At 58.3% G+C, this 19,731-nt stretch carries 19 protein-coding genes; 2 read left to right on the top strand and 17 right to left on the bottom strand.

Annotated features, from left to right (window positions below; all coding sequences use genetic code 11):
* Positions 1 to 3: 3 nt before the first annotated feature.
* From mtrD to RJ40_RS06080, 17 genes are all read right to left on the bottom strand, one after another.
* Positions 4 to 846 (bottom strand): tetrahydromethanopterin S-methyltransferase subunit D, encoded by an 843-nt coding sequence (mtrD, locus tag RJ40_RS06160; RefSeq protein WP_265582473.1) that lies wholly within the window; start codon positions 844 to 846, stop codon positions 4 to 6.
* Positions 843 to 1,748 (bottom strand): tetrahydromethanopterin S-methyltransferase subunit E, encoded by a 906-nt coding sequence (mtrE, locus tag RJ40_RS06155; protein ID WP_265582472.1) that lies wholly within the window; start codon positions 1,746 to 1,748, stop codon positions 843 to 845. Before mtrE ends, mtrD begins: the two co-directional genes overlap by 4 nt.
* 236 nt (positions 1,749 to 1,984) lie before the next feature.
* Positions 1,985 to 3,691 (bottom strand): coenzyme-B sulfoethylthiotransferase subunit alpha, encoded by a 1,707-nt coding sequence (gene mcrA / locus RJ40_RS06150; protein WP_265582471.1) that lies wholly within the window; start codon positions 3,689 to 3,691, stop codon positions 1,985 to 1,987.
* Positions 3,692 to 3,696: 5 nt separating this feature from the next.
* Complete coding sequence (mcrG, locus tag RJ40_RS06145; RefSeq protein WP_265582470.1) at positions 3,697 to 4,461, bottom strand: coenzyme-B sulfoethylthiotransferase subunit gamma; 765 nt, start codon at positions 4,459 to 4,461, stop codon at positions 3,697 to 3,699.
* A 7-nt stretch (positions 4,462 to 4,468) separates the two neighbouring features.
* Entirely contained in the window at positions 4,469 to 5,101 is a 633-nt protein-coding gene (mcrC, locus tag RJ40_RS06140; protein ID WP_265582469.1) for a methyl-coenzyme M reductase I operon protein C, read from the bottom strand.
* 5 nt (positions 5,102 to 5,106) lie between these two features.
* Complete coding sequence (gene mcrD, locus RJ40_RS06135) at positions 5,107 to 5,577, bottom strand: methyl-coenzyme M reductase operon protein D (RefSeq protein WP_265582468.1); 471 nt, start codon at positions 5,575 to 5,577, stop codon at positions 5,107 to 5,109.
* 12 nt (positions 5,578 to 5,589) lie between these two features.
* A complete protein-coding gene (gene mcrB, locus RJ40_RS06130; protein ID WP_265582467.1) occupies positions 5,590 to 6,897 on the bottom strand; it encodes a coenzyme-B sulfoethylthiotransferase subunit beta in 1,308 nt (435 codons plus the stop codon).
* Between the two features lie 353 nt (positions 6,898 to 7,250).
* The gene (locus RJ40_RS06125; protein ID WP_265582466.1) at positions 7,251 to 8,051 is read right to left on the bottom strand and encodes a formylmethanofuran dehydrogenase subunit C; all 801 of its coding nucleotides are present in this window, start codon (positions 8,049 to 8,051) and stop codon (positions 7,251 to 7,253) included.
* Positions 8,052 to 8,061: 10 nt separating this feature from the next.
* On the bottom strand, positions 8,062 to 9,771 hold the full coding sequence (locus RJ40_RS06120) for a formylmethanofuran dehydrogenase subunit A (protein ID WP_265582465.1): 1,710 nt from the start codon (positions 9,769 to 9,771) through the stop codon (positions 8,062 to 8,064).
* Between the two features lies 1 nt (position 9,772).
* The gene (locus RJ40_RS06115; RefSeq protein ID WP_265582464.1) at positions 9,773 to 11,089 is read right to left on the bottom strand and encodes a formylmethanofuran dehydrogenase subunit B; all 1,317 of its coding nucleotides are present in this window, start codon (positions 11,087 to 11,089) and stop codon (positions 9,773 to 9,775) included.
* A complete protein-coding gene (locus RJ40_RS06110; protein ID WP_265582463.1) occupies positions 11,089 to 11,490 on the bottom strand; it encodes a molybdopterin dinucleotide binding domain-containing protein in 402 nt (133 codons plus the stop codon). Before RJ40_RS06110 ends, RJ40_RS06115 begins: the two co-directional genes overlap by 1 nt.
* Positions 11,491 to 11,508: 18 nt before the next feature.
* Positions 11,509 to 11,934 carry a hydrogenase iron-sulfur subunit gene (locus tag RJ40_RS06105; RefSeq protein ID WP_265582462.1) on the bottom strand — a complete coding sequence of 142 codons (426 nt, stop codon included), beginning with the start codon at positions 11,932 to 11,934 and terminating at the stop codon, positions 11,509 to 11,511.
* A complete protein-coding gene (locus RJ40_RS06100) occupies positions 11,934 to 13,949 on the bottom strand; it encodes a CoB--CoM heterodisulfide reductase iron-sulfur subunit A family protein (protein ID WP_265582461.1) in 2,016 nt (671 codons plus the stop codon). Before RJ40_RS06100 ends, RJ40_RS06105 begins: the two co-directional genes overlap by 1 nt.
* A gap of 13 nt (positions 13,950 to 13,962) precedes the next feature.
* The gene (gene hdrB, locus RJ40_RS06095; RefSeq protein ID WP_265582460.1) at positions 13,963 to 14,853 is read right to left on the bottom strand and encodes a CoB--CoM heterodisulfide reductase subunit B; all 891 of its coding nucleotides are present in this window, start codon (positions 14,851 to 14,853) and stop codon (positions 13,963 to 13,965) included.
* Positions 14,854 to 15,435 carry a CoB--CoM heterodisulfide reductase subunit C gene (hdrC, locus tag RJ40_RS06090; RefSeq protein ID WP_265582459.1) on the bottom strand — a complete coding sequence of 194 codons (582 nt, stop codon included), beginning with the start codon at positions 15,433 to 15,435 and terminating at the stop codon, positions 14,854 to 14,856.
* A 9-nt stretch (positions 15,436 to 15,444) separates the two neighbouring features.
* Positions 15,445 to 16,611: a 4Fe-4S binding protein gene (locus RJ40_RS06085; RefSeq protein WP_265582458.1), complete on the bottom strand. Its 1,167-nt coding sequence runs from the start codon at positions 16,609 to 16,611 to the stop codon at positions 15,445 to 15,447.
* A gap of 9 nt (positions 16,612 to 16,620) precedes the next feature.
* Positions 16,621 to 16,899 carry a 4Fe-4S binding protein gene (locus RJ40_RS06080; protein ID WP_265582457.1) on the bottom strand — a complete coding sequence of 93 codons (279 nt, stop codon included), beginning with the start codon at positions 16,897 to 16,899 and terminating at the stop codon, positions 16,621 to 16,623.
* A 365-nt stretch (positions 16,900 to 17,264) separates the two neighbouring features.
* On the opposite strand from RJ40_RS06080, the gene fhcD reads away from it, so the two are divergent.
* A complete protein-coding gene (gene fhcD / locus RJ40_RS06075; RefSeq protein ID WP_265582456.1) occupies positions 17,265 to 18,149 on the top strand; it encodes a formylmethanofuran--tetrahydromethanopterin N-formyltransferase in 885 nt (294 codons plus the stop codon).
* A gap of 587 nt (positions 18,150 to 18,736) precedes the next feature.
* The gene (locus RJ40_RS06070; RefSeq protein ID WP_265582455.1) at positions 18,737 to 19,561 is read left to right on the top strand and encodes a hypothetical protein; all 825 of its coding nucleotides are present in this window, start codon (positions 18,737 to 18,739) and stop codon (positions 19,559 to 19,561) included.
* Positions 19,562 to 19,731 lie beyond the last annotated feature (170 nt).

The raw sequence follows: 19,731 nt of genomic DNA, 5'->3' as shown, positions 1-19,731 counted from the left end.
TTTTCACACCCCCATCACAATCAGAATTGCAAAGAGCCCGCAGACAGCCGAAGCGGTTGCACACCCGATGATGGCACGCGGGAAGCGCTTGAACTTCGGGTCGTGGGGGCCTTCGATGGTACCCGTGATGTTGTACGCGGCGAGCACGGCGTTCACCAGGAACATACCGACGGCAAAGATCCCGGCGAGCGAGACTGCGATCGGCAGCACTTCAGCGGCGTCGGCACCGAACATGCCGGGGAGAGTCGCGGTATAGACCTGGAGGAGCTCGTAGTAGATGAGCGTACCGCCGGCACCGCCGAGGAGACCACCAATGACACCTCCGACATAGGAGATGAACGGCAGACCGTGACCCTCGGTACCCTGGGACTTGTATGCCTCCTGGGTGTCGCCGGTGATCGGATCCTTTGCGACCTTACCGGACGCGGCCGGGATACCCATGCCGAAGATGTAGATGATGTTGACCATCAGACAGGTGATCGCCATCATCAGACCGCCACCGACAGCGCCGGCGGCGATGACGACCGCAAAACTAAACTCGGGGTTGGCTGCGGCCCATGCCCCACCGAAGAGGCCGGCGAGACCGGCACCGGTGGCGAGCATTGCCACACCGGTCGCAATACCTGGGGCTTGCCCCATGGCAGCCGGGGCACCGCCGACCGGCACGAAGTGAATACCAAAGCCGATGAGAAGGCCACCGACAATGACGCCGACAAGTGCCGCCAGGCCGGCTGGAACGGCAAAGTAGGTAATTGCGAGCGTGATGAGAATAAGAACAATACCAATGGCTGATGCGACGGGGTTGATCCCTTCGCCTCCGCCTGAGCCTGCTGCAATTGCGGTCACGCGGACACCTCCTCAGTTGCTTCTGCCTGGTACGGACCGTAATTCTTCCGTGCCCAGACTTCGACGTACCGGTCGATGATCGTGAAGATCAGGATGATCACGACACCGGCGATGATAGCGCCCCAGCCTGAGGCAACGTCCTCAAAGAGCACGGTTCTCCAGATTTCGAGGAACACGATCAGGCCGAAACAGATGCCTGATGCCGGACCCGCGAGCTTTGCGGTGAACCAGCCGTTGTCGAGAGAGCTGCGCTGACCTGCTTCCGCGTACCTGACGATGTTGCCGGACGCGGAGATCGGCACACCAGCGCCGAACTTCTGGGACTGGTACTGACGTTCCTTACCATAGAACGGGTTTCCGGTCGCAGAACCGGCGGCACCAAGAGCGATACCCCAGACGATGCCCAGAAGAGGCAGCGGGAACGGGTGACCGAGTGCCGCGATGAGAAGGTAACACATCACGACTGCCGGGAACACGGCGACAAAGGCGTGCGCCATCGTCACGGTGGTCACCGACTTGATGACATCGATGTATACCGGTTGTTCAAACTTCGCAAGACTGGCCGTCCTTCCGAGGTAGGCAGTCGTTGCATACACACCCTGCACGAAGATTGCGAGTGCAGAAGCGATAACAAGGGCAAGCACCGGGTTCATCCCCGTTGCCATGAATGCCCACGCTACACCTGCGCTGATGGTGACCCACAGACCATATGCGGGCGGCTCACCGGACACAGCCTTGTTGTAAATCCGGTGAATATAGCCCATCTGTGGAGCCAGTTGGACCTGAGAGTTCGGGTCACCCTGCGACCCGATGTTGGACTCAGTATCCTCAGCAGCGCCTGCAATTGTAGCAAGGGCACCTGCCAATGCTGTTACTCCAATGCCAAATAATACGCTTTCCATTCGTCTCCCTCCCAGCGCACACAGGAACGATGCACGAGAGTTTCTGTTCGCGTTACCACACAGATGGAGTACAAACTCTTTGTGGTTCATTTAACAGTCGTTTATTATTCAATTAAAGGTTTCGGAAAGCATTTGGAATACTCTCCTTAGATGCTTTAAAATACTATTTTGGGCATAATTCTGGGATTTCAACATGCCCATTTGAAGTAGATCAAAAAAAATTGTGTTTGTGGGATTTACCTGGCCGGGATGATGAGCGAGCGCTCGCCTGCAGGCTCGAACTCGCGGATCGCACCCTTTGCAAACTCGCGCCTCGGCTCGGCAAAGTCGAACTTGAGGGACGGGTCGGCGAAGGCGATCTTGATCAGCGGGTTCATGGACCACGCGTCGCCGCGGCTGTAGTGGGCGCTGCCGACGATGGCGGCGTACTCGCCCTGGTGACCGACGTTCATTGCGTAGTTCGGGTAGTTCGGGCCACGGAACTCGCCGATACAGCCTTCGTCAGGCCTGACCGAGAGCGAGTTGGCTGAACCGCACTGGTCCTGCAGGTCGTAGCCGAAGAAGCCGAGACGGCTCCAGCCTTCCTTGTGCAGGAGCATGGAGAGGTACCAGCCGTTGAGACCGGCATTCGAGTTGCCGGTTGCGATACCGGTGGAGAGACCGGACGCCGCGGCGATGACGCCGGCACGCTGGGAACCGCCGAAGTGGTCTTCCATCATGGTCGGGAACTGCTCGTACTGCTCCATCGCGTTGAGGGTGACCTCGGTGGCGATGTCGTTGACGACGTCCTGGCTGGAAGTGACCTTGTCTGCGGCGTTCGGGTGCTGCCAGTCCACCTTGTACTTGTCCTTGATATAGTCCATACCATAGTAGGTGAACTCATCGAGGATGTTGTCGGTGTACGCTGCGGTGGCGTACTGGGTAAACCCGACACCGCCTGACATGTAGGAACCAAGCCAGATCTGGTCGAAGAGCATCGTGCCGGCACCGACGACCTCGAGGGACGCCTTTGCGGGGTCGTTGGGGTACTTCCGGTCGGCCTGGATCATGTCGGAGAAATGACCGAACTTGATGCCGCCCGGCTCGTTCGGACCGCGTGCACGGCGGGCCGGGAGGATGTCGGCCATCTGGATGACGCCGGCGTGCTTTGCAGCGAAGGAAAGGTCGGCGACTGCCGCCTCACCGGCGCACATGCGGTACGCGGCGATGAAGGACATACCGATCTGCATCGCAGACCACCTGGAGGTGGTACCGCCGTCGCACGTCCTGGAGACGATGGTCGGGATGTGGATTGCCTGCCACATCGACTTGCCGACCGCGGCCTTCAGGGCCTCCGCCGACTCGCCGGGGAAGAGTTTCTCGACGTTGATGAGGAACTGGGGTTCGATGTCGTCGGCGAGTTCGTCGTCGCCGGTGAAGACCTTCACATAGCAGTCATCGACAAGGCCCGGGTGGGTCTCGACCATGTGCTCCTGAACCACGGCTGCGCCCGGCATCGCGTGGTTGAGGATGTGGAGGTATTCGTTGATCGTCTCGGGGGTGACCTCCTTGCCCAGCCTCTTCTGGAGGGTGGCGTGCGCGAGGTCCATGCCGACGATGACGGTCCTGCGGATGTCGTCCCACATCTGCTGCATCGCAGAGTTGTTGACGAAGTGCAGGTCGTCGCCCTCGACATAGACGCCGGTGCCTGAGACCTCGTAGGTCATCAGCTGGCGCTGACCCATCGGCAGTCCGCCAAGGTGGCAGCGCTCGGGGTCATACATCGCGATCCCGCGCTGCATCTCAATTGCCTGGCTCGCCTTCATGAACTCGAGTTTCCTCGGGGACTGGCGGATGCCACCGAACTTGTAGAATTCGGTCTTCTCGGACTGAACGTCCTGGTCCTGGAACTTCTCCTTGAGCGACTTCAGGAACAGTTTCTGTGCCCTCTCAATCTTTGCCATGTCAATCACTCCTCCTTCGGCATGAAGCCGTACTTGGTCCTCAGCGAGTGGATCCGCTGCACATACTCGACATACTCCTGGTCATCGCGGAACCCGGTTCCGGCGAGTGAGTGGAACATGGTGGTGTGCGCCTTGAGCCAGGCCTCGTCCATCGGCTTGCCGACCTCGACCGCACGGTCCAGGGGCTCGCCGATCTGGTTCTTGACGTACCTGACGATACCGTCATCGCCGAGTACGCAGCGCTGGAGCATGTCGAACATCATGCCGTCCTCTGCAAGACGGAGGGAGTGACCGTGCACCGTTGCACCGCGGACACCGATCCTGGCCGGGTCGAAGACCTCGGTGTTGACAAGATCCTTGGAGTAACTTTCCAGGTCACGCTCGCGGCACTCGACGATCTGACGGCCGGAGAGCGTACCGGGGTCGATGCCGCGGAAGCGGTAACACTCCATGTACGTCCGCTGGTACGGCTGCGAGGGCGCGTTGAACATCGAGTCTGCAAACTGGATGTAGCGGACGCGGTCGCCGGCCTTTGCGCCTTCGGTCGGTTCGACGATCTTTCTGATCGGGCAGTCCGGCTCCTGCTGCTCTGCCAGGGGCGGGTGGGCCGTCGGGTAGGCTGCGCCAGGGGCGCGGTGCCCGAGGATCAGGACGATGTCCTCGTCAGTTACTTCACGCAACTTCTCGAGCTGGTAGTCCGGGTTCATCTGCTTGCGCCGGTTCTCGGCGACGACAGACGTACCTGGTCCAAACTGTGGTTTATATGCCATAGACAATTCACCTTGGGTTGTGTTCTTTCATCAATCTGGTAACGGCTGTGATGACTTCAGCCATCTTCTCCCTGTTAGGGGTCTGGCCACGGGTGACGCCGGAGACGATCGCCTCGACACTTCCTCTGGTCTTGACCCTGTCCGGGGGAGGCATGACGAGGGCGGTCTTGACGCCCTCTTTTGCGAGATCCTCGTAGTCGATCGGACACTGGGAGACGACGACGGCCTTGACGTCGACATGCTCCAGGATGAACCTGACCTTCTGCACCACATGGGATCGGACATTCCCGTGGTGGAGGATCGCGACCTTATGCTCTTCTATCTGCTCGATCTCCTGGGGGGTGAGCCCGAAGTAGGCGCCAAGGACTGACCCCGCAATGCCGGGGGCATCGGGGGGAACACCGCTGCCCGCGTTCAACACGAGCGTGCTCACTGAGAACTCCACCCCTTCCCTTCTCAGGGCGGACGTGATGTCGCAGACCGGCTTTGTCACATGCCTGCGTCCTGGCGACATCCCGACGACGATTACGTCGGGGCGGCGGCATTCTGATATGGTTCCTCGCTGGGCAAGGCCTCCGCCTTTGCCCATACCCATACTCTCTCTGCAGTCCACTACCTGGGTTACCCTTCCGATCGGCATTGAAATCACTTAGTTCCCTGAATAATAAGGGGCCCGCTGCGGCTCTTCGGATCGGTCATGCCGAGGATGAGTTTGTCCGCGTCGGGTCCGTACTTTGCATAGTCTGAAACGGTCGCTTGTGTCTTTATGAACTTCCCCTCCGAGAAACCGTACGGGAATTTCACGAAGACTTCGTCGCATGCCTGCCTTATGGAGTCGATGTACGACCGATCCTCGAGTTCGAGGAGGATCGTTCCCACATGCACCTGAAGTTCCATCTCCTGGTCTCCGACCCTGATCGCCTTTCGCATGGGGTGAGGGTTTGGTGTACCCCGGGCCGGGCCATAGGGGACGGTGGGGGGGAGGCGGGGTCCGTTCAAAATCAGCCTCCTGATCCCACCGATCTCCAGGATCCTGGTGAGGAGACGTTCCACTGTCTCCGGGTTGAGGAAACGCGCAGGCACAATCCTACACTGGGGATATGTGGCTTCTGTCATCCGCTGCTACCTTTATACTTCCTTTGCGATGTTCTGGATCGGTTTTGCGAACTCCTCGATCTGGCCGTAGGTCTCGCCGTAGATCTTGGAGGTGCCCTCTGGCGCGAACATCTGGGTGCCTGCGTCGACAGAACAGGCGGCGACCACACACGGAATGGCGAAGCCTGCCGAGTGCCTGGTCACGACGTGGTTGCCGTTGAAGATACCCGGACCGCCACCACCATAGATGGAGTGGCTGAAGAAGGAGAACCCGACAGCGGTACCCATTACACGGCCGTAGTCACAGCCGGGGAGACCGGTCTCGTGCTCAAGCAGGTCGTTGAAGTACAGGAGCGTCGAGGAGACCGCCTGGGCGAACCGCCCGGCACCACAGTTGACCATGGTCCCGGCAAGGGTGCCGGCTGCCGCATAGGCGTTCCAGAGCATCGGGTCCTTGGTGTCGTAGTACTGGAAGTACCCGCCCTTCTTGCCTGGAGCGATAACCTTGTCCTCGATCGCACGCTCGACCAGGGACTGGACGACGGTGCCGACCGTGCCGCTCTGGCCGTTGGTCTTGACGAGATCGTAGACCAGGTTGTTGGCGTTGAGGCCCTGGAAGGCATAGCCGAGGAGCTGGGCGCGCTCGAAGGGTCCGATGGCGTTGCCCATCTCGAACTGACCCGCGTGCTCGAAGGTCGAGGAAAGGGCCGCACCCTGCATGGCGTTGCGACCGGTGATCATCACGACGTGGTTGGCCGGGATGTTCCTCAGGGCGAAACCGAGACCTTCGTTGTTCTGGGGGATGGACAGGATGGAAGCGACGTTTGCGCCCTTCATATCCATGGTCTGCGGGTAGGTGCCCCAGACTGCCGCCTTGACCATCGGGGCGTCGAAGGGCCCGATGTCGTACTGGTCGAGGATCGCGTAGGTGGTCGCCGCCGCAACGGCGGTGATCGCCGCGTCGTAGGTGGCGGCGGCCTCGATACGGGCCTTCGGCACCTCGACGAGGAGGAGTTTGCCTCCGAAGTCCTTGATCTGGGTGTCGTCGCCCTCTTCGACCTGGACCATCTCCTGGATCTTCGCCTTGATGGCATCGACGTCCTTGACAACGTCAAGGTCCATCGTCCGCCCGGCGATTGAGTCGGCCTTGGAACCGACCGCACCGGTCTTGATGCCTTTCTCGATCCCGGCCACGTTGACCGCGATCGTCCGCTTGGTCATGTCGATGACCTTCTTGATCGCCGGGTTGACAACCGGGCTGATCCTCTCAAGTGCGACCCCGCTCTTCAGAAGTTTTCCTTCGTCGTCGTAGAGGTCGATCGTGTCTGAGTATTTTGCCATATAATTCCTCCGGATTTGATGTATTTTCCAATACAATACAGGAACTGTGTAATGAATCACTAAAGGAATCGCTGATAATCGCTGCTGTTGCTACTGCACGTCCCTCAAGGGACAATTGCATAGTCACCATCCCGCCATATAAGCGTTGCTATCTTGGGGTGCGTCCGCCGATTTATATATGCACGGATATATCGTGGTCAAGAAAGAAGATTCAAATAGAGGAGCCTGCGGCTCGGAGTCTATTGAATTCATGTGTGAGATATTTTGCAGTGCGTGTTACTGAATGATATTATACTTCTATAAATATAACATCCGGACTCGCGCTCTCTTTCCAGAAAAAAGAAGGTTGAAATTTAGTATTTCTGGTAGATTTTACCGTAGGTGACCTGACCTTTCCGCTTGGGATGGCGTTCACCCATATCACCCTCAAAGAGGGCAAACCTGGCTGATGCACCGTCGACTTCAAGGTCAACGTCCTCCCGGTAGACATAACCGGGCATCATGACATCGATGGTGCCAAAGACGTAGATCTCGCCCTTCACCATCTGGCCACCGATCTTGGACTTGCCGTTGCCCTTCACGATGATGGTACCGCCCTCGGCGTGGGTGCCGACGTGGACGTCCACGTCACCCTCGACGATGATGGTTCCTCCGTTCATGAAGGTTCCGATGTCAGAGCCGGCATTGCCGTGGACACGAATGGTCCCGGCCTGCATGCCTCTCCAGTCACCGCGGTAGGCGGCGCCGAGATAGTTTCCGGCATTGCCGTCGACCTCGATCTCGCCGCCTTTCATGCCTGTGCCAGAGAAAGCGTCGACATTACCCTTCACATGGATACTGCCGCTTTCCATCCAGGCCCCGACGTACATGTCGGCTGAACCCTCGACGACGATCTCGCCGCCGTTCATCCTCATGCCGATGTACTTGACCTTGGTGACATCGCCCTTGATGACGATCTTTGTCTCCTCGGCCGTGGCCCCGGCCTTGCCGGCGACCTCGAAGTACTGGCCGAGAGTCTGGGTCTGGTTCCCTTCAAAGACAGACAGCCCGGCGATCTCCGCGGCGTTTTTCCCTGCGAATGCATTGGGAGTGATGTTTTCCGCGTCGATAAAGAGCTCGGGCTGCTCCTTTGGTGTCAGTGTTACCGTCTCCATCGTCATCTCCTCACTGGGTTGCGTCGACCTCGATCCTGTACGGGTTCTTCATGAAGACCTTCTCGTTCACCTCATAGTTCGCCTGGGTGACCGTGTAGTACCGCATGAACTTCTCGGCGATGTCCCGCTGGACCTGTGGGTTCTCGGCGACTTTGGCGTCGACCCATAGGGTCTTCTTGTTTCCGTTGCTGACGACCTCGCCTTCCTTGACGACGATTTCTCCGCCCTTGAAGAGGTAAGCCGCGTTGCCGAAGGCCTTCTCGATAAGTTCGGGATCCTCCGCCGTCTCGGGGTTGTAGTCGTAGACCGCAACATCGGCCTCAAGGCCGGGCTTGAGACTGCCGTACATGTGGCTGAGGCCGAGCGCCTTGGCCGTGCCCGCCCTGGTCATCGCCGCGATCTCGTACAGGGTGAGTTCGCGGTCGAGGCCGGAGAGGAGCGTGGCAGACCTGACCTTCTCTGCCCACTTGAGCGCGTCCATCTGGGCTTCACGGGCATCCTGGCTCATCAGCCACTTCATGACCCGCGGGTACCTGAAGAACGGACCGGCGTTCGGGTGGTCGGTGGTGATAAAGACCCGCATCGGGTCTTTGGCGAGCAGTCCGAGTTCAAGACCGATCGCCCACTGGATACCGCAGACCTTGATGTTCGGGGAGTAGATATACGGGACGACGCCTGCGGCGGTTTCGAGTTCCACATCGGTGTTCGCCCACTTGAGGTGGTTAAGTTCGGTGAGGTGGTGCTCGAACGGCCCGTCGGCGGTCATCGTCGTCGTCTCGTCCAGGGTCACGCAGCCGAGATCCATGGTCATGTTGTCATTGTTGTTGACATAGTTCATGATCTCGTCGGCCTTCGACTCCACATTGGCCCAGCTGTCACCGCCATAGGAGTGGAACTGGACGTGGGTGTGGTGCATGACCTGCTCGCGCCCGAAGTCGTTGTTCGGCTTCTCGCCCTGGAAGAGCTTGAAGGTGTCGAGGGTGGTCTCGTAGTTGCCCGGGTTGCCCAGGTTGTTGGTGTGGATGTGGACGGAGTGCGGGAGCCTCAGGGCCTCGTTTGCGTCCATCAGGCCCTTCATGATCTGGGCCGGGGTGATGTCGAAGTACGGGACCGGGTCATGGATCGAGTTGCAGTTCAGACCCCAGCCCCAGGCTTCGGTGCCGCCCGGGTTGACGATCTTGATCGCGTACCCCCTGGTGGTCCGCAGCAGCCACGAGATGTAGGCCGCCGTGTTCTCGACCTCGTGGTTCTTGAGGTACTCGAGGACAAACCAATTGTTTCCGAAGACCGGGTAGGCTCCCTGATCGAGGATCGGGGTGTCCCGCATCTCTTCGTGGGTGTGGCGGGCGTACAGCGGCGGCATTGCCGCTTCCATCACGGTCGTGTACCCCATCTGGGCGTACTTGTAGCCGGTCCTGAAGACTGTCGGAACTGAGAAACCGCCGGCCATCCTCTTTACGCCCTTCCCGGGCTCGTAGGTGAAGAGCTTGTCTTCTGGCCGGTAGTTCCTGCCGACGTTGACCTTTGGTCCGGCGACGTGGGCGTGAATGTCCACACCGCCTGCCATCACGGTCTTGCCGGCTGCGTCGACGACCGTCGGGTTCTTGATCTCGGTAGACTGGACGATCTTGCCGTCTTTGATGGCAATATCAACCTTGTCCCCGTTGATCCCGAGCACCGGGTCGAAGACGAAACCGTTCTTGATCAGATATTCTGCCATTTCACGCAACTCCCTTGATCTCCTTTACCCGTGCGAGCACACGTTCGAGGAACCCTTCATCGCTGAGCATGCCCTCGGGAGGCTCGACGACTTTCCTGGTCTCGATCGGGACATTGTCCATCCGGTAGGCGCAGCCGCCCTCCTCAACACCGACGAATGCGGTCGGCATGTGGAGTTTGCAGACAGCGCTGGTCGGCGTGTAGTGCGGGTCGACACAGACCGAGGGGAGCTGTGCGATCTTCTTCACCGAAGAGATCGGGAAGTGTGCACCCGGGTCAGAGCCCAGGACAAAGACCGCGTCCACCTCGCCCCTGCGAAGCAGGTCGTTCGAGGTCGAGTCGCCCGGATTGTAACGGGCAAAGCCGCGGGAAAGGTCCACACAGAACGGGAACCCGAACTGCCACCCGAGCACCTGGCCCGAGCCGGTGACGTTGTAGTGACCGCGCATCGGCATGATGGCCGCTTTGGTGTAGTCGTTGAGGTCGCGGGTGAGTGCGATGGCGATGTCGATGTTGTGGTTCTTCGAGAGCGACTGGGTGACACCCATGCCGAAGAAGATGACCACGAAACGGCCTGACTTGAGGGTCTCGGCGACGTCCTGGATCGTCTCTCTCGGGATGCCGGCGACGGTCTCAGGCAGCGGGTTGCCGCGGATGGCGACACGCAGGGCGCTGAGAAGTTCGTAGTCCCGGCCCTGCTCGATCTGCATGTGGAGATCGGCCATCTTTGCCGTGTCGGTGCTCCGCGGGTCGACAACGACCATCTTACGGGCCTTGTGACCCTTCCCGGTGAAGAACCCACGCGGGAAGATCGAGTACCTGCTCATGTGCCGCGGGTGGGCATGGGCAGGGTTGCAGCCCCAGAAGACAATCCGGTCTGCACGGTTCTTGACCTCACCAAGGGTGCAGCTCGGCACACCGACGTCCTGCACGGCGATAAGGGTGGTGCCGTGGCAGACCGTTGCGGTGTTGTCGACGACTGCACCACAGAGTTCGGCGATCTCGTGGCCCGCGGACTGCGCTTCGCAGTTGGTCGAGGACCACCCGTACATCAGGGGCTTTTTCGCGTTGCAGAGCATCTGGGCGGTGTAGTCGACGGCTTCGTCGATTGAGACTTCGTTCCAGTTGCCCTCCTCGTCCTGTTTCATCGGGACTGTCAGGCGGTCTTCTGCCTGTGAGTGGAGGAACTTCTCCGTGCCGATGACACAGGCGTTGTAGACCTCAAGGATCTCCTTGCCGTCGTCGGAGACCTTGACCTCAAGGTCGTCACAGAGTGTCCCACAGAACGGACAGACTACGTCAGTGATAATTTTCGCCATTAGATCTCACCCCTGCAGGCTTTGCGGACGAGGTCGAGCGAATCGTACACCGGCTCGTCCCCGGCGACATCGACCTTGACCGGTACGCCCTTAAAGGTCGGCATCCCGGTGGAGTAGGTGTTCGGGCTGATGACCATGTTTGCCCACGGCCCCATCGGGATAAAGGCGAGACCAGGGTGGGGACCCTGGGTGGTCTGGACTGCTTTGACGACGACGCTGCCGTATTCGCTGGTGACACGGACGTTGGTGTTTCTCCATGCGCCCAGACGCTTGAAGTCGGCATCATCCATCTCGATGATGCCGCAAGCTTTGGTATAGGCGGGCTTTTCCTTGCCCGCCTCCATGGAAACTCCTTGATGAATTGTCCGCCCGGATATGAGGTTTAATTCGATTTCTGGCACCGTAACAACCTCCAGAATTTACTGCTTCAGCTGGTTGATCGGGCTGGGTCCAAGTTCCTTGACCGTCTTGACCACGTCTTCCATGACCATCGCCCACTTCGCACCTTCTGATGCGGAGACGAAGGTCATTCTGAGGCGGTGATCGTCGATGCCGAGGTCTTTGAGGACACTCTTGAGGAGGAACATCCTCTTGGCGCACTTGAAGTTGCCTGCGATGTAGTGGCAGTCACCAAAGTGGCACCCGGAAACGAGGACACCGTCAGCCCCGTCGGCAAAGGCCTTCATGATGAAGAGCGGGTCGACACGGCCGGTGCACATCACACGGATGGCACGGATGTCAGGCGGATACTGAGTACGGGCACTGCCCGCGAGGTCGGCACCGGCGTAGGAACACCAGTTGCAGATGATTGCAATGATCTTGGGCTGCCATTCTCCTTCTGCCATTACTGTTCACCTCCAAGGAGGAATGCATCGATCTGAGCCACGATCTGCGGGGTGGTGAAGTGCTGCATATAGATCGCACCTCCCGGACAGAACCCACCGCAGGTACCGCAGCCCTTACACTTTGCCTCGGTGACGTGCATGACCTGCTTGCCGTCCTTCTCGATGAGGTCGAGAGCGGAATACGGGCACTGGCTTATGCACATACCGCAGCCAGCGCACTTCTCTTCAAGGCACTGGGCGAAGTAGGGTTCGAGCTCGACCTTACCCGTGTGGATCGGGATGGATGCTGCGGATGCCGCACCCTCGGCCTGGGCGACTGTGTCGGGGATATCTTTCGGGCCCTGACAGACACCGGCAAGGAAGACACCGGCAGTCGTGGTGCCGCACGGGTTGAGCTTCGGGTGAGCCTCAAGCATCCAGCCGTCCTGCGAACAGGAGACGCCGAACATCTTCCTGACAGGGTCGATGTTCTCGGTGGGCTGAACCGCTGCTGCAAGGACAACCATGTCGACCTCGAGATCGACCGGGCGCCCGAGGAGCGTGTCCTCAGCATAGACGTGGAGGTTCTTCGTCTTCGCGTCCTCAAGGACGTTGGCGACACGGCCGCGGATGAACTTCGCGCCCTCGTTCTGGATACGGTAGTAGAACTCCTCGTACATCTTGCCGAATGACCTGATGTCCATGTAGAAGATGTATGGCTGACAGCCCGGGATCTTTTCCATGATCTGGTGGGCGTGCTTGAGCGAGTACATGCAGCAGAACCGGCTGCAGTACGGCTTGCCGACCCCGGTGTTGTCACGGGACCCGGCACAGAGCACGAAGGCGACCTTCATCGGGGTCTCGCCGTCGGACGGACGGATCAGGTGACCGCCGGTCGGACCGGAGGCACAGATGAGGCGCTCGAACTCGAGCGAGGTGATGACGTTGTCGAACTGCTTGTAGCCCCACTCGCGCTTCTTCTCGATCTCGAACATGTCGTACCCGGTGGAGAGAATGACGGTGCCGACCTTGACGGTCTCGAAGGTGTCCGTCATCTCCAGGTCGATGGCCTTCTTCTCGCCACAGGCCTCGACACAGAGCCCGCACTTCACGCAGGCGTCGAAGTCGATGGTGTAGACCAGAGGCACGACCTGCGGGTGGAAGATGTAGATCGCCTTTCTCGGCGCCATCCCGAACTCGAAGGGGTTGGGCTTGATGACCGGACAGGCCGCCGCACAGTCGCCGCAGCCGTTGCAGCCGCCGCCGACGATGCCCTTGGCCGTGGCTTCGTCCTGGCTCATGACGCCCCGGGCCTTCTTTCTGAGGGTGATGTCGAAGTTGCCGATATATCCGTCGACTGATTCGACCTCGGTGTAGGTGTGGAGCTCGATGTTCGGGTGACGTCCTACGTCCACCATCTTCGGGGTGAGGATACACTGCGAACAGTCGAGGGTCGGGAAGGTCTTGTCGAGCTGGGACATGCGTCCGCCGACGGTCGGGTTCTTCTCGACAAGGTAGGTCTTGATCCCGGCGTTCGCCAGGTCGAGTGCGGCCTGAATACCGCCGACACCAGCGCCGACGACCATGGCTGCGTGCTCGACCGGCACGCTCTTGGGGTACAGATCTTCGAGGAGGGACGCCTTTGCAGCGGCGATCCTGATGGCATCCTTTGCCTTTGCCGTGGCGCCTTCAGGGTCATGCATGTGGACCCAGGAGTTCTGGTCACGGATGTTGGCCATCTCGAACCTGAACGGGTTGAGACCGCCCTCTTTCGTGGCCGTTCTGAAGGTCGGTTCGTGCAGACGGGGCGTACAGGCGGCGACGACGATGCCAGTCAGGTCGTGGTCCTTGATGGCGTCGATGATCTTTGCCTGGCCGGGGGTCGAGCACATATACTGGTAGTCATCGGCGACGATGACGTTCGGGAGGGTCGCGGCATAGTCCTTGACTGACTCCACGTCAATGGTGCCGGCGATGTTGGTACCGCAGTGGCACACAAACACACCAATTCTAGGTTGTTTCTTCTCTTCTGCCATTGATATTCCTCCCTTACAGAACCTTGTCCAGGAATGGCTTGCAATCTATGGCGTGGAGGTCAAGTGCAAGTTCCTGGGGACTCATTCCCTGGGCAAGGCCCAGCAGTTCATTATAGTGGAGCACCGGGATGCCCCATTCGATGCCGAACTTCTCCTTGATCTCGATCTGGCCGCGGTCGAACTGAAGCTGACAGAACGGGCAGACCTCGGTGAGGGCGTCGGCCCCTGCCTCGTTGATATTGATCAGCTTCTCGTTCGTGATGTCCAGCGAGTGGGCCAGGTCGAAGCCACGGACACCACCGCCTGCACCGCAGCACTGCATCTTGTTGCGGTACTGGACCGGCTCTGCGCCGACTGCTTCTACGAGTGCCTCGATCCACATCGGGTTCTCGGAATCGTCGAACCGGCGTTCCTTCAGTGGCTTGAGGAGGTGGCAGCCGTAGTGGACTGCGATCTTGGTGTTGTCGAGGGGTCTGACCACGGACTCGCGGATCTTCTCGACACCGCAGACCTTGGGGTCGTAGTAGAGTTCGGCGAGGTGGTAGACGTCGATGGAGCCCTTGAACTCCATGTCGATCTCGGCGAGGACTTCGTTGGCTTCGTCGCGGAGTTCGTCGTCTTCCTTGAGACGCTCGTTGACCTCGTAGATGGACTTGTAGCAACCATTGCAGATGAGGGCAATGTCGCGGTTCATCTCTTCGGCAAGACAGATGTTGCGGGCGGCCATCGCGTACCAGACGCGGAGGTCGACTGCGCCGAACGCACCCGGTGCCGGGCAGCAGCTCGCGCCCTTCAGTGGGAGAAGTTCGATGCCGACGTTCCGGCTCGTCCTGATGGCGGCTGCTTCACAGCCTGGGTAACGGTTCGGTGCGATGCACCCGAGGAAAAACGCATACTCGTGCATTTACTGCTCACCCTCTGAGAGGATTCTGTCTGCATTTTCTTTCATGTGATAGTGGTCCAGGATCTTCTGGATGCCCGGGATGAACTCGGGGTACTTGTGGGTCGTTTCAGGCTCGGCCTCAAGACCCAGTTTGACACGGGCAGCGCGGTTCACGTCGTTGTTGGGCACGCCGTGACCAGTGTTGTAGATGAGCTGGATCGTCTTGAGGAAGTTCCTGGGTACGATGTCCTCCTTGAACGCGAGGTTGCGCATTGCCATGATGACGTCGGTCGGGGCAATGTCACGCGGGCACCGGTCACTGCAACTGTAGCAGGTGGTGCAGAGCCAGAGGTCCGGGTCGGTCAGGGCCTCTCTCTCGAGCCCGAGGACTGCGCGGCGCATGAACTTCCTGATCCGGTAGCTCGACCGGGGGGCCGAGGGACAGGAACCGGTGCAGGTACCGCACTGGAAGCACATGTGTGCCGGGGTACGGCCGAGGCGCTCTACTTCCTTGATAAATTCGGGGTTGCTTTCCGTTGTAGCGTGGAAATACCTGTCCTGGAACTTCTCTTCCATTGCAGGGTCATTATATCCTTTTGCCATGTCACTACCTCACGCGTTTTCAAGAACCTTGAGCTCTACTTCGCCGGGTGCGACGCCTTCCTTGACCCTGGAGGTCCGCGGGGTGAAGAGCTTTGCCTTGATCTTGTTGAACAGGTCTGTCTCCTTGCCCTTCATGCGGACGCCGGTCCGCTTCAGGACGATGATGTCTTCACCGGGGCAGGCGTTGACACATGCGCCACAGAGGATACAGAGATCCTTGTTAACCGCGATGTTTGCTTCCTTCTCGCCCTTCATCTCGGCTGCGGGTGCAGGGGAGGGGAGATAGATCGCGTGGGCCGGGCAGATCTCGGCACAGGTCGAGCAGCCGCCAGGGCACTTCTCGGCGTGGAACTCGATCTCACCCTCGAAGATCTTCTCGACGGTGATCGCTTCGGTCGGACAGTTCTCCGCACACCAGCGGCAGGTGCAGCAGTCATCCTCGATGATGTTGACCTTGCCGGGGAGCTTCTTGGTCTCGACCTCGCGGGTGACGGTGATCGCCTCTTCGGGGCAGGCCTCGGTACAGACCTTGCAGGCGTCACAGAGTTTCTCGTCCCAGAGGACGTCGCCTTCGACCGCACCGGTCTCGGCAGAGAATTCCTTGCGCTTGACCGTAATTGCCGGGCAGAGCGAACCGCAGATGCCGCAGACCGTACACTTGTCGGTGTCGACCTCGAAGGTGGTCTTTGCGGTCAGTGCGGTCTGGCGCTCGCGCCCGCCCTCGACGCTGCCTTCATAGGCGGGGACGTCGCGGTCGATGGCGTCACGGGGACAGACGTCTTCGCAGACGGTACACCGCACACACTTCTCTTCGTCGATCTTGGCGAGCATGTCGTACTGCGGGAAGCCTTCCCGCTCTACGATGGGGAGACTCTCTTCGCCATCGATCTTGAGAGTCAGCGAGTTGAAGGGGCACATAACCACACAGACACCACAGTATGAACACTTGACCTCGTCAATGTTCACGGGGGTTGCGTAGCTGATACCCTTGTTCCTCTTGGTCGCACCGACCATGCTAACGGTAATCGCTTCTTCAGGGCATGACTCAGAGCAGATGCCACATCCCGTACACCGCTGGGTGTCGAGAATAAGGTGGTTGACCTGCTTGAGGAGCCGCTGCTCATTGATGATATTCACACCATCTCTTGTTTTCGAGAATTTCGGAAAGATCGCCATGAGTAACCCTCACTCCTTTGCTGTCATCGGGGCCGGAGACCCGGACTGCATTGATCCAACGACCAGCTGTATCACACCGTATGGGCATGCCTCGACGCATACGCCGCACCCGGCGCAGAGCTCGTGATCAACGTCAAGGACGGTTGCCTTGCCGTTCATCACCTTATAAATCTTGTCGGTGGTGACAGGATTTACAGTGTTGAGCTCCAGTGCGTCTACGGGGCACGCGACCACACAATTGTTACAACCGGTACAACGTTCCATGTTGACGTGCACTGCAAATGCCATGGTTTCACGCACCAGCTATCTCGATTGAAAATCGATTAAGAAAGAGTTGGCAAATAATATAGATAAACTTTCTGAATCATGACATCCTTAAAAAAGACCCGGAAACGTCCCCAGACAAGTCAATTATGTTGATTTTGATATCATATTAACTACGTATTGTCTCACTCTATTTTTTTCAGGATTGCTATGGAAGACTTTTCCTGCGGCATGCCTGAGGCGTTTTTCCGGCTCATGCCCAATTCTGAGAGGAGGGTATTGGGTTTCATATCTGATCTCCGAATGTCGTCGGCCCGGCCGCGGTTCTCACGGATGATTTAGAAATATTCTTCTGTTTGCCTGTTGCAACTCTGTAACGGTGTACACATATGGAATATAACGGTGTGACCATCGACGAGACATACGCTGAAGCGTTCCCCACCTGGGTGTCCAGGGTGATCATTACCGCCGTGACCGAGGAGTGGGCGTACAAGGCCGCCGTTGAAGCGACCGGGTTTGCCACCTCGGCGATCGGCTGCCCGTGCGAGGCCGGGGTTGAGGGTTTTGTCCCGGCTGAAGAGACCCCTGACGGAAGACCGGGCTATGCGATCCTCATCTGTGCCGGCAAGAAGAAGCTCAAGGCGCGGGTTCTCGAGCGTCTCTCTGAGTGTATCCTCACCGCCCCGACGACGGCGGCCTTCGACGGTCTGCCCGAGGCTGAGGAGCGTATTCCCTTGAAACTCCACTTCTTCGGTGATGGCTACGAGTACAAGAAGGAGGTCGGAGGCCGGCAGTGCTGGGCTATCCCGATCATGAACGGCGAGTACGTCGGTGAGGAGGACTTCGGGATCGTCAAGGGCGTTGCCGGCGGCAACTTCTTCATCATGGGCGAGAACCAGATGGCCGCCCTTGTGGGCGCTCAGGCTGCGGTCGATGCGATCGGTGCGGTCTGTGGTGTGATCACCTCCTTCCCCGGCGGCGTCGTTGCGTCGGGTTCGAAGGTCGGGAGCACCAAGTACAAGTTCATGTCGGCCACTACGAACGAGAAGTACTGTCCGACGCTGCGTGAGCAGGTCGAGGACTCCATGGTGCCGGAGGGCGTGAAGGCGATCTACGAGATCGTCATCGACGGTGTCGACGAGGAGTCGGTGACGGAAGCGATGGCTGTAGGTGTCAAGGCCGCGGCCATGGTGCCCGGCGTCGTCTTCATCAGCGCCGGCAACTTCGGCGGCAACCTCGGGCCCTTCAAGATCGAGTTGAAGAACCTCTTCTAATCTTTTTTTTGTTTTTGTCTTCGAGCGGTTTTTGCGTCCGTTGCGATCGTGTCGCCGGCGGGAGGGGTGTGCCGGTGTCTGTCGTCTGGAAGGCCCGACTGGTCGTGTGGGTTTTGTCGGGTTGGTCGCTCTCTGTGTATGTGATCGGGGGCCGAATGCAACGCGCAGGAGCGGTGGCTTGCAGCATTTTCTTATTTGATCTCTTCGACCGGTGTGTCGTGGGGAGCCGTGTAGTATCTATGGGTTCTTTTCTCTCTACCGGGAATGAAAATGGCTATTTTGTGATTGGGTTCTTTGTGTGGGATGCAGTGCTGAGGGGAATGATATCTGGTATCGAGAGAGACGGTTGTTCTATTTTAAAGTGGATCCATTTTTGGCTGCTCTCTATATTCGCACGTAATTACGTCAAGAATTAGATGCAATATTAATTCGGTAATTATATATTGTATTAGTTTTGTGGTATTGATCGTTGACCGGGGCTTCAAGTAAATCTTATTGGATTTACTGAGTACTGTCCGGCTTCTGTTGGCAGGATCCCGGTGCCTCTTCGGATGCCCGGATCATATGAACGAAAGAGAGGATTTCAGATGAAAAATGAAGGAAAAGCAATGGTACTGAAGGTGGCGATGGCATCGGCAGTCGTGCTGATGCTCGCCGCATGTGTCGCGCCGGCTTCTGCGGTTGATTTTGCTGATAACAACCAGACGTACATTGAGATGGCCAATGGGGCGTTCTATGATCCTCATGGCGATGACACCTACTACTTCAACTTCTCAAAGCCCGGCGGCGGCCTCAAAGCAATTCATATCACGAACAGTATCACGAACAAAAATGGAGCTGTCTACGCCAATCAAAATCTGAACGGGACATTCTACATTTCGGACACCAGTAAGGATCCGGGATGCAGTGATTCTGCCATCCTCATGTTCGGAGTCCCGGGAGCGGCCAATACCACGAATCTTGCATTGAGCATCACGGCTTCCGGATACAACTGGACTCTGACACCGACGATTATGTTCCCGCCGTCGGGCAGTCTCACGCACTATAGTAATGTCAGTATCGGCACGTTTGGTAACGGTCATTTCCTTAAGAATGGTCGTGATCTCGTTAACTGCAAGTGGCGCCCGTATTTCGATGAGGACTATCCGATGTACTACGGCCAGAACATGACGAATACGTCTGATACGTACAAGGTCATGTTCATCGACACCGGGCTTGGTACCCTGAACGCCACCGGCCTCAACCTGACAGACAATGGCATGATCAAAGTTGACTATGGCGTTACTGGTTATAACGGAAATGCCTTATTCGACATCTACACCTGGTGCAACCAGTCGAAACAAGGGAAATCCGTTTCCTGGACGAACAGAATAACAGGTACAGGAAGCAGTGGCTGGACTATTGGTTTCTAACCCCCATTTTTCTCTTTTTATAATCCCAAGTATCAGATGTTTTCCTGATCGAGCCAGATTGTTTCTCCCTCATAGGCTGATGCATCATGAGGTCATCCCAAAACCTCTCCGGCCCTACCCTCCAGAAGATGGAGGTGGATGATGGTGGAGAGATCTTCACCTCTTCGCAG

Origin of the sequence: Methanofollis aquaemaris (assembly GCF_017357525.1) — an archaeon.
Classification (GTDB): Archaea; Halobacteriota; Methanomicrobia; order Methanomicrobiales; family Methanofollaceae; genus Methanofollis; species Methanofollis aquaemaris.
Note: the sequence above shows the minus strand (reverse complement) of the source record. Positions and strands in the feature narration are given on the sequence as shown.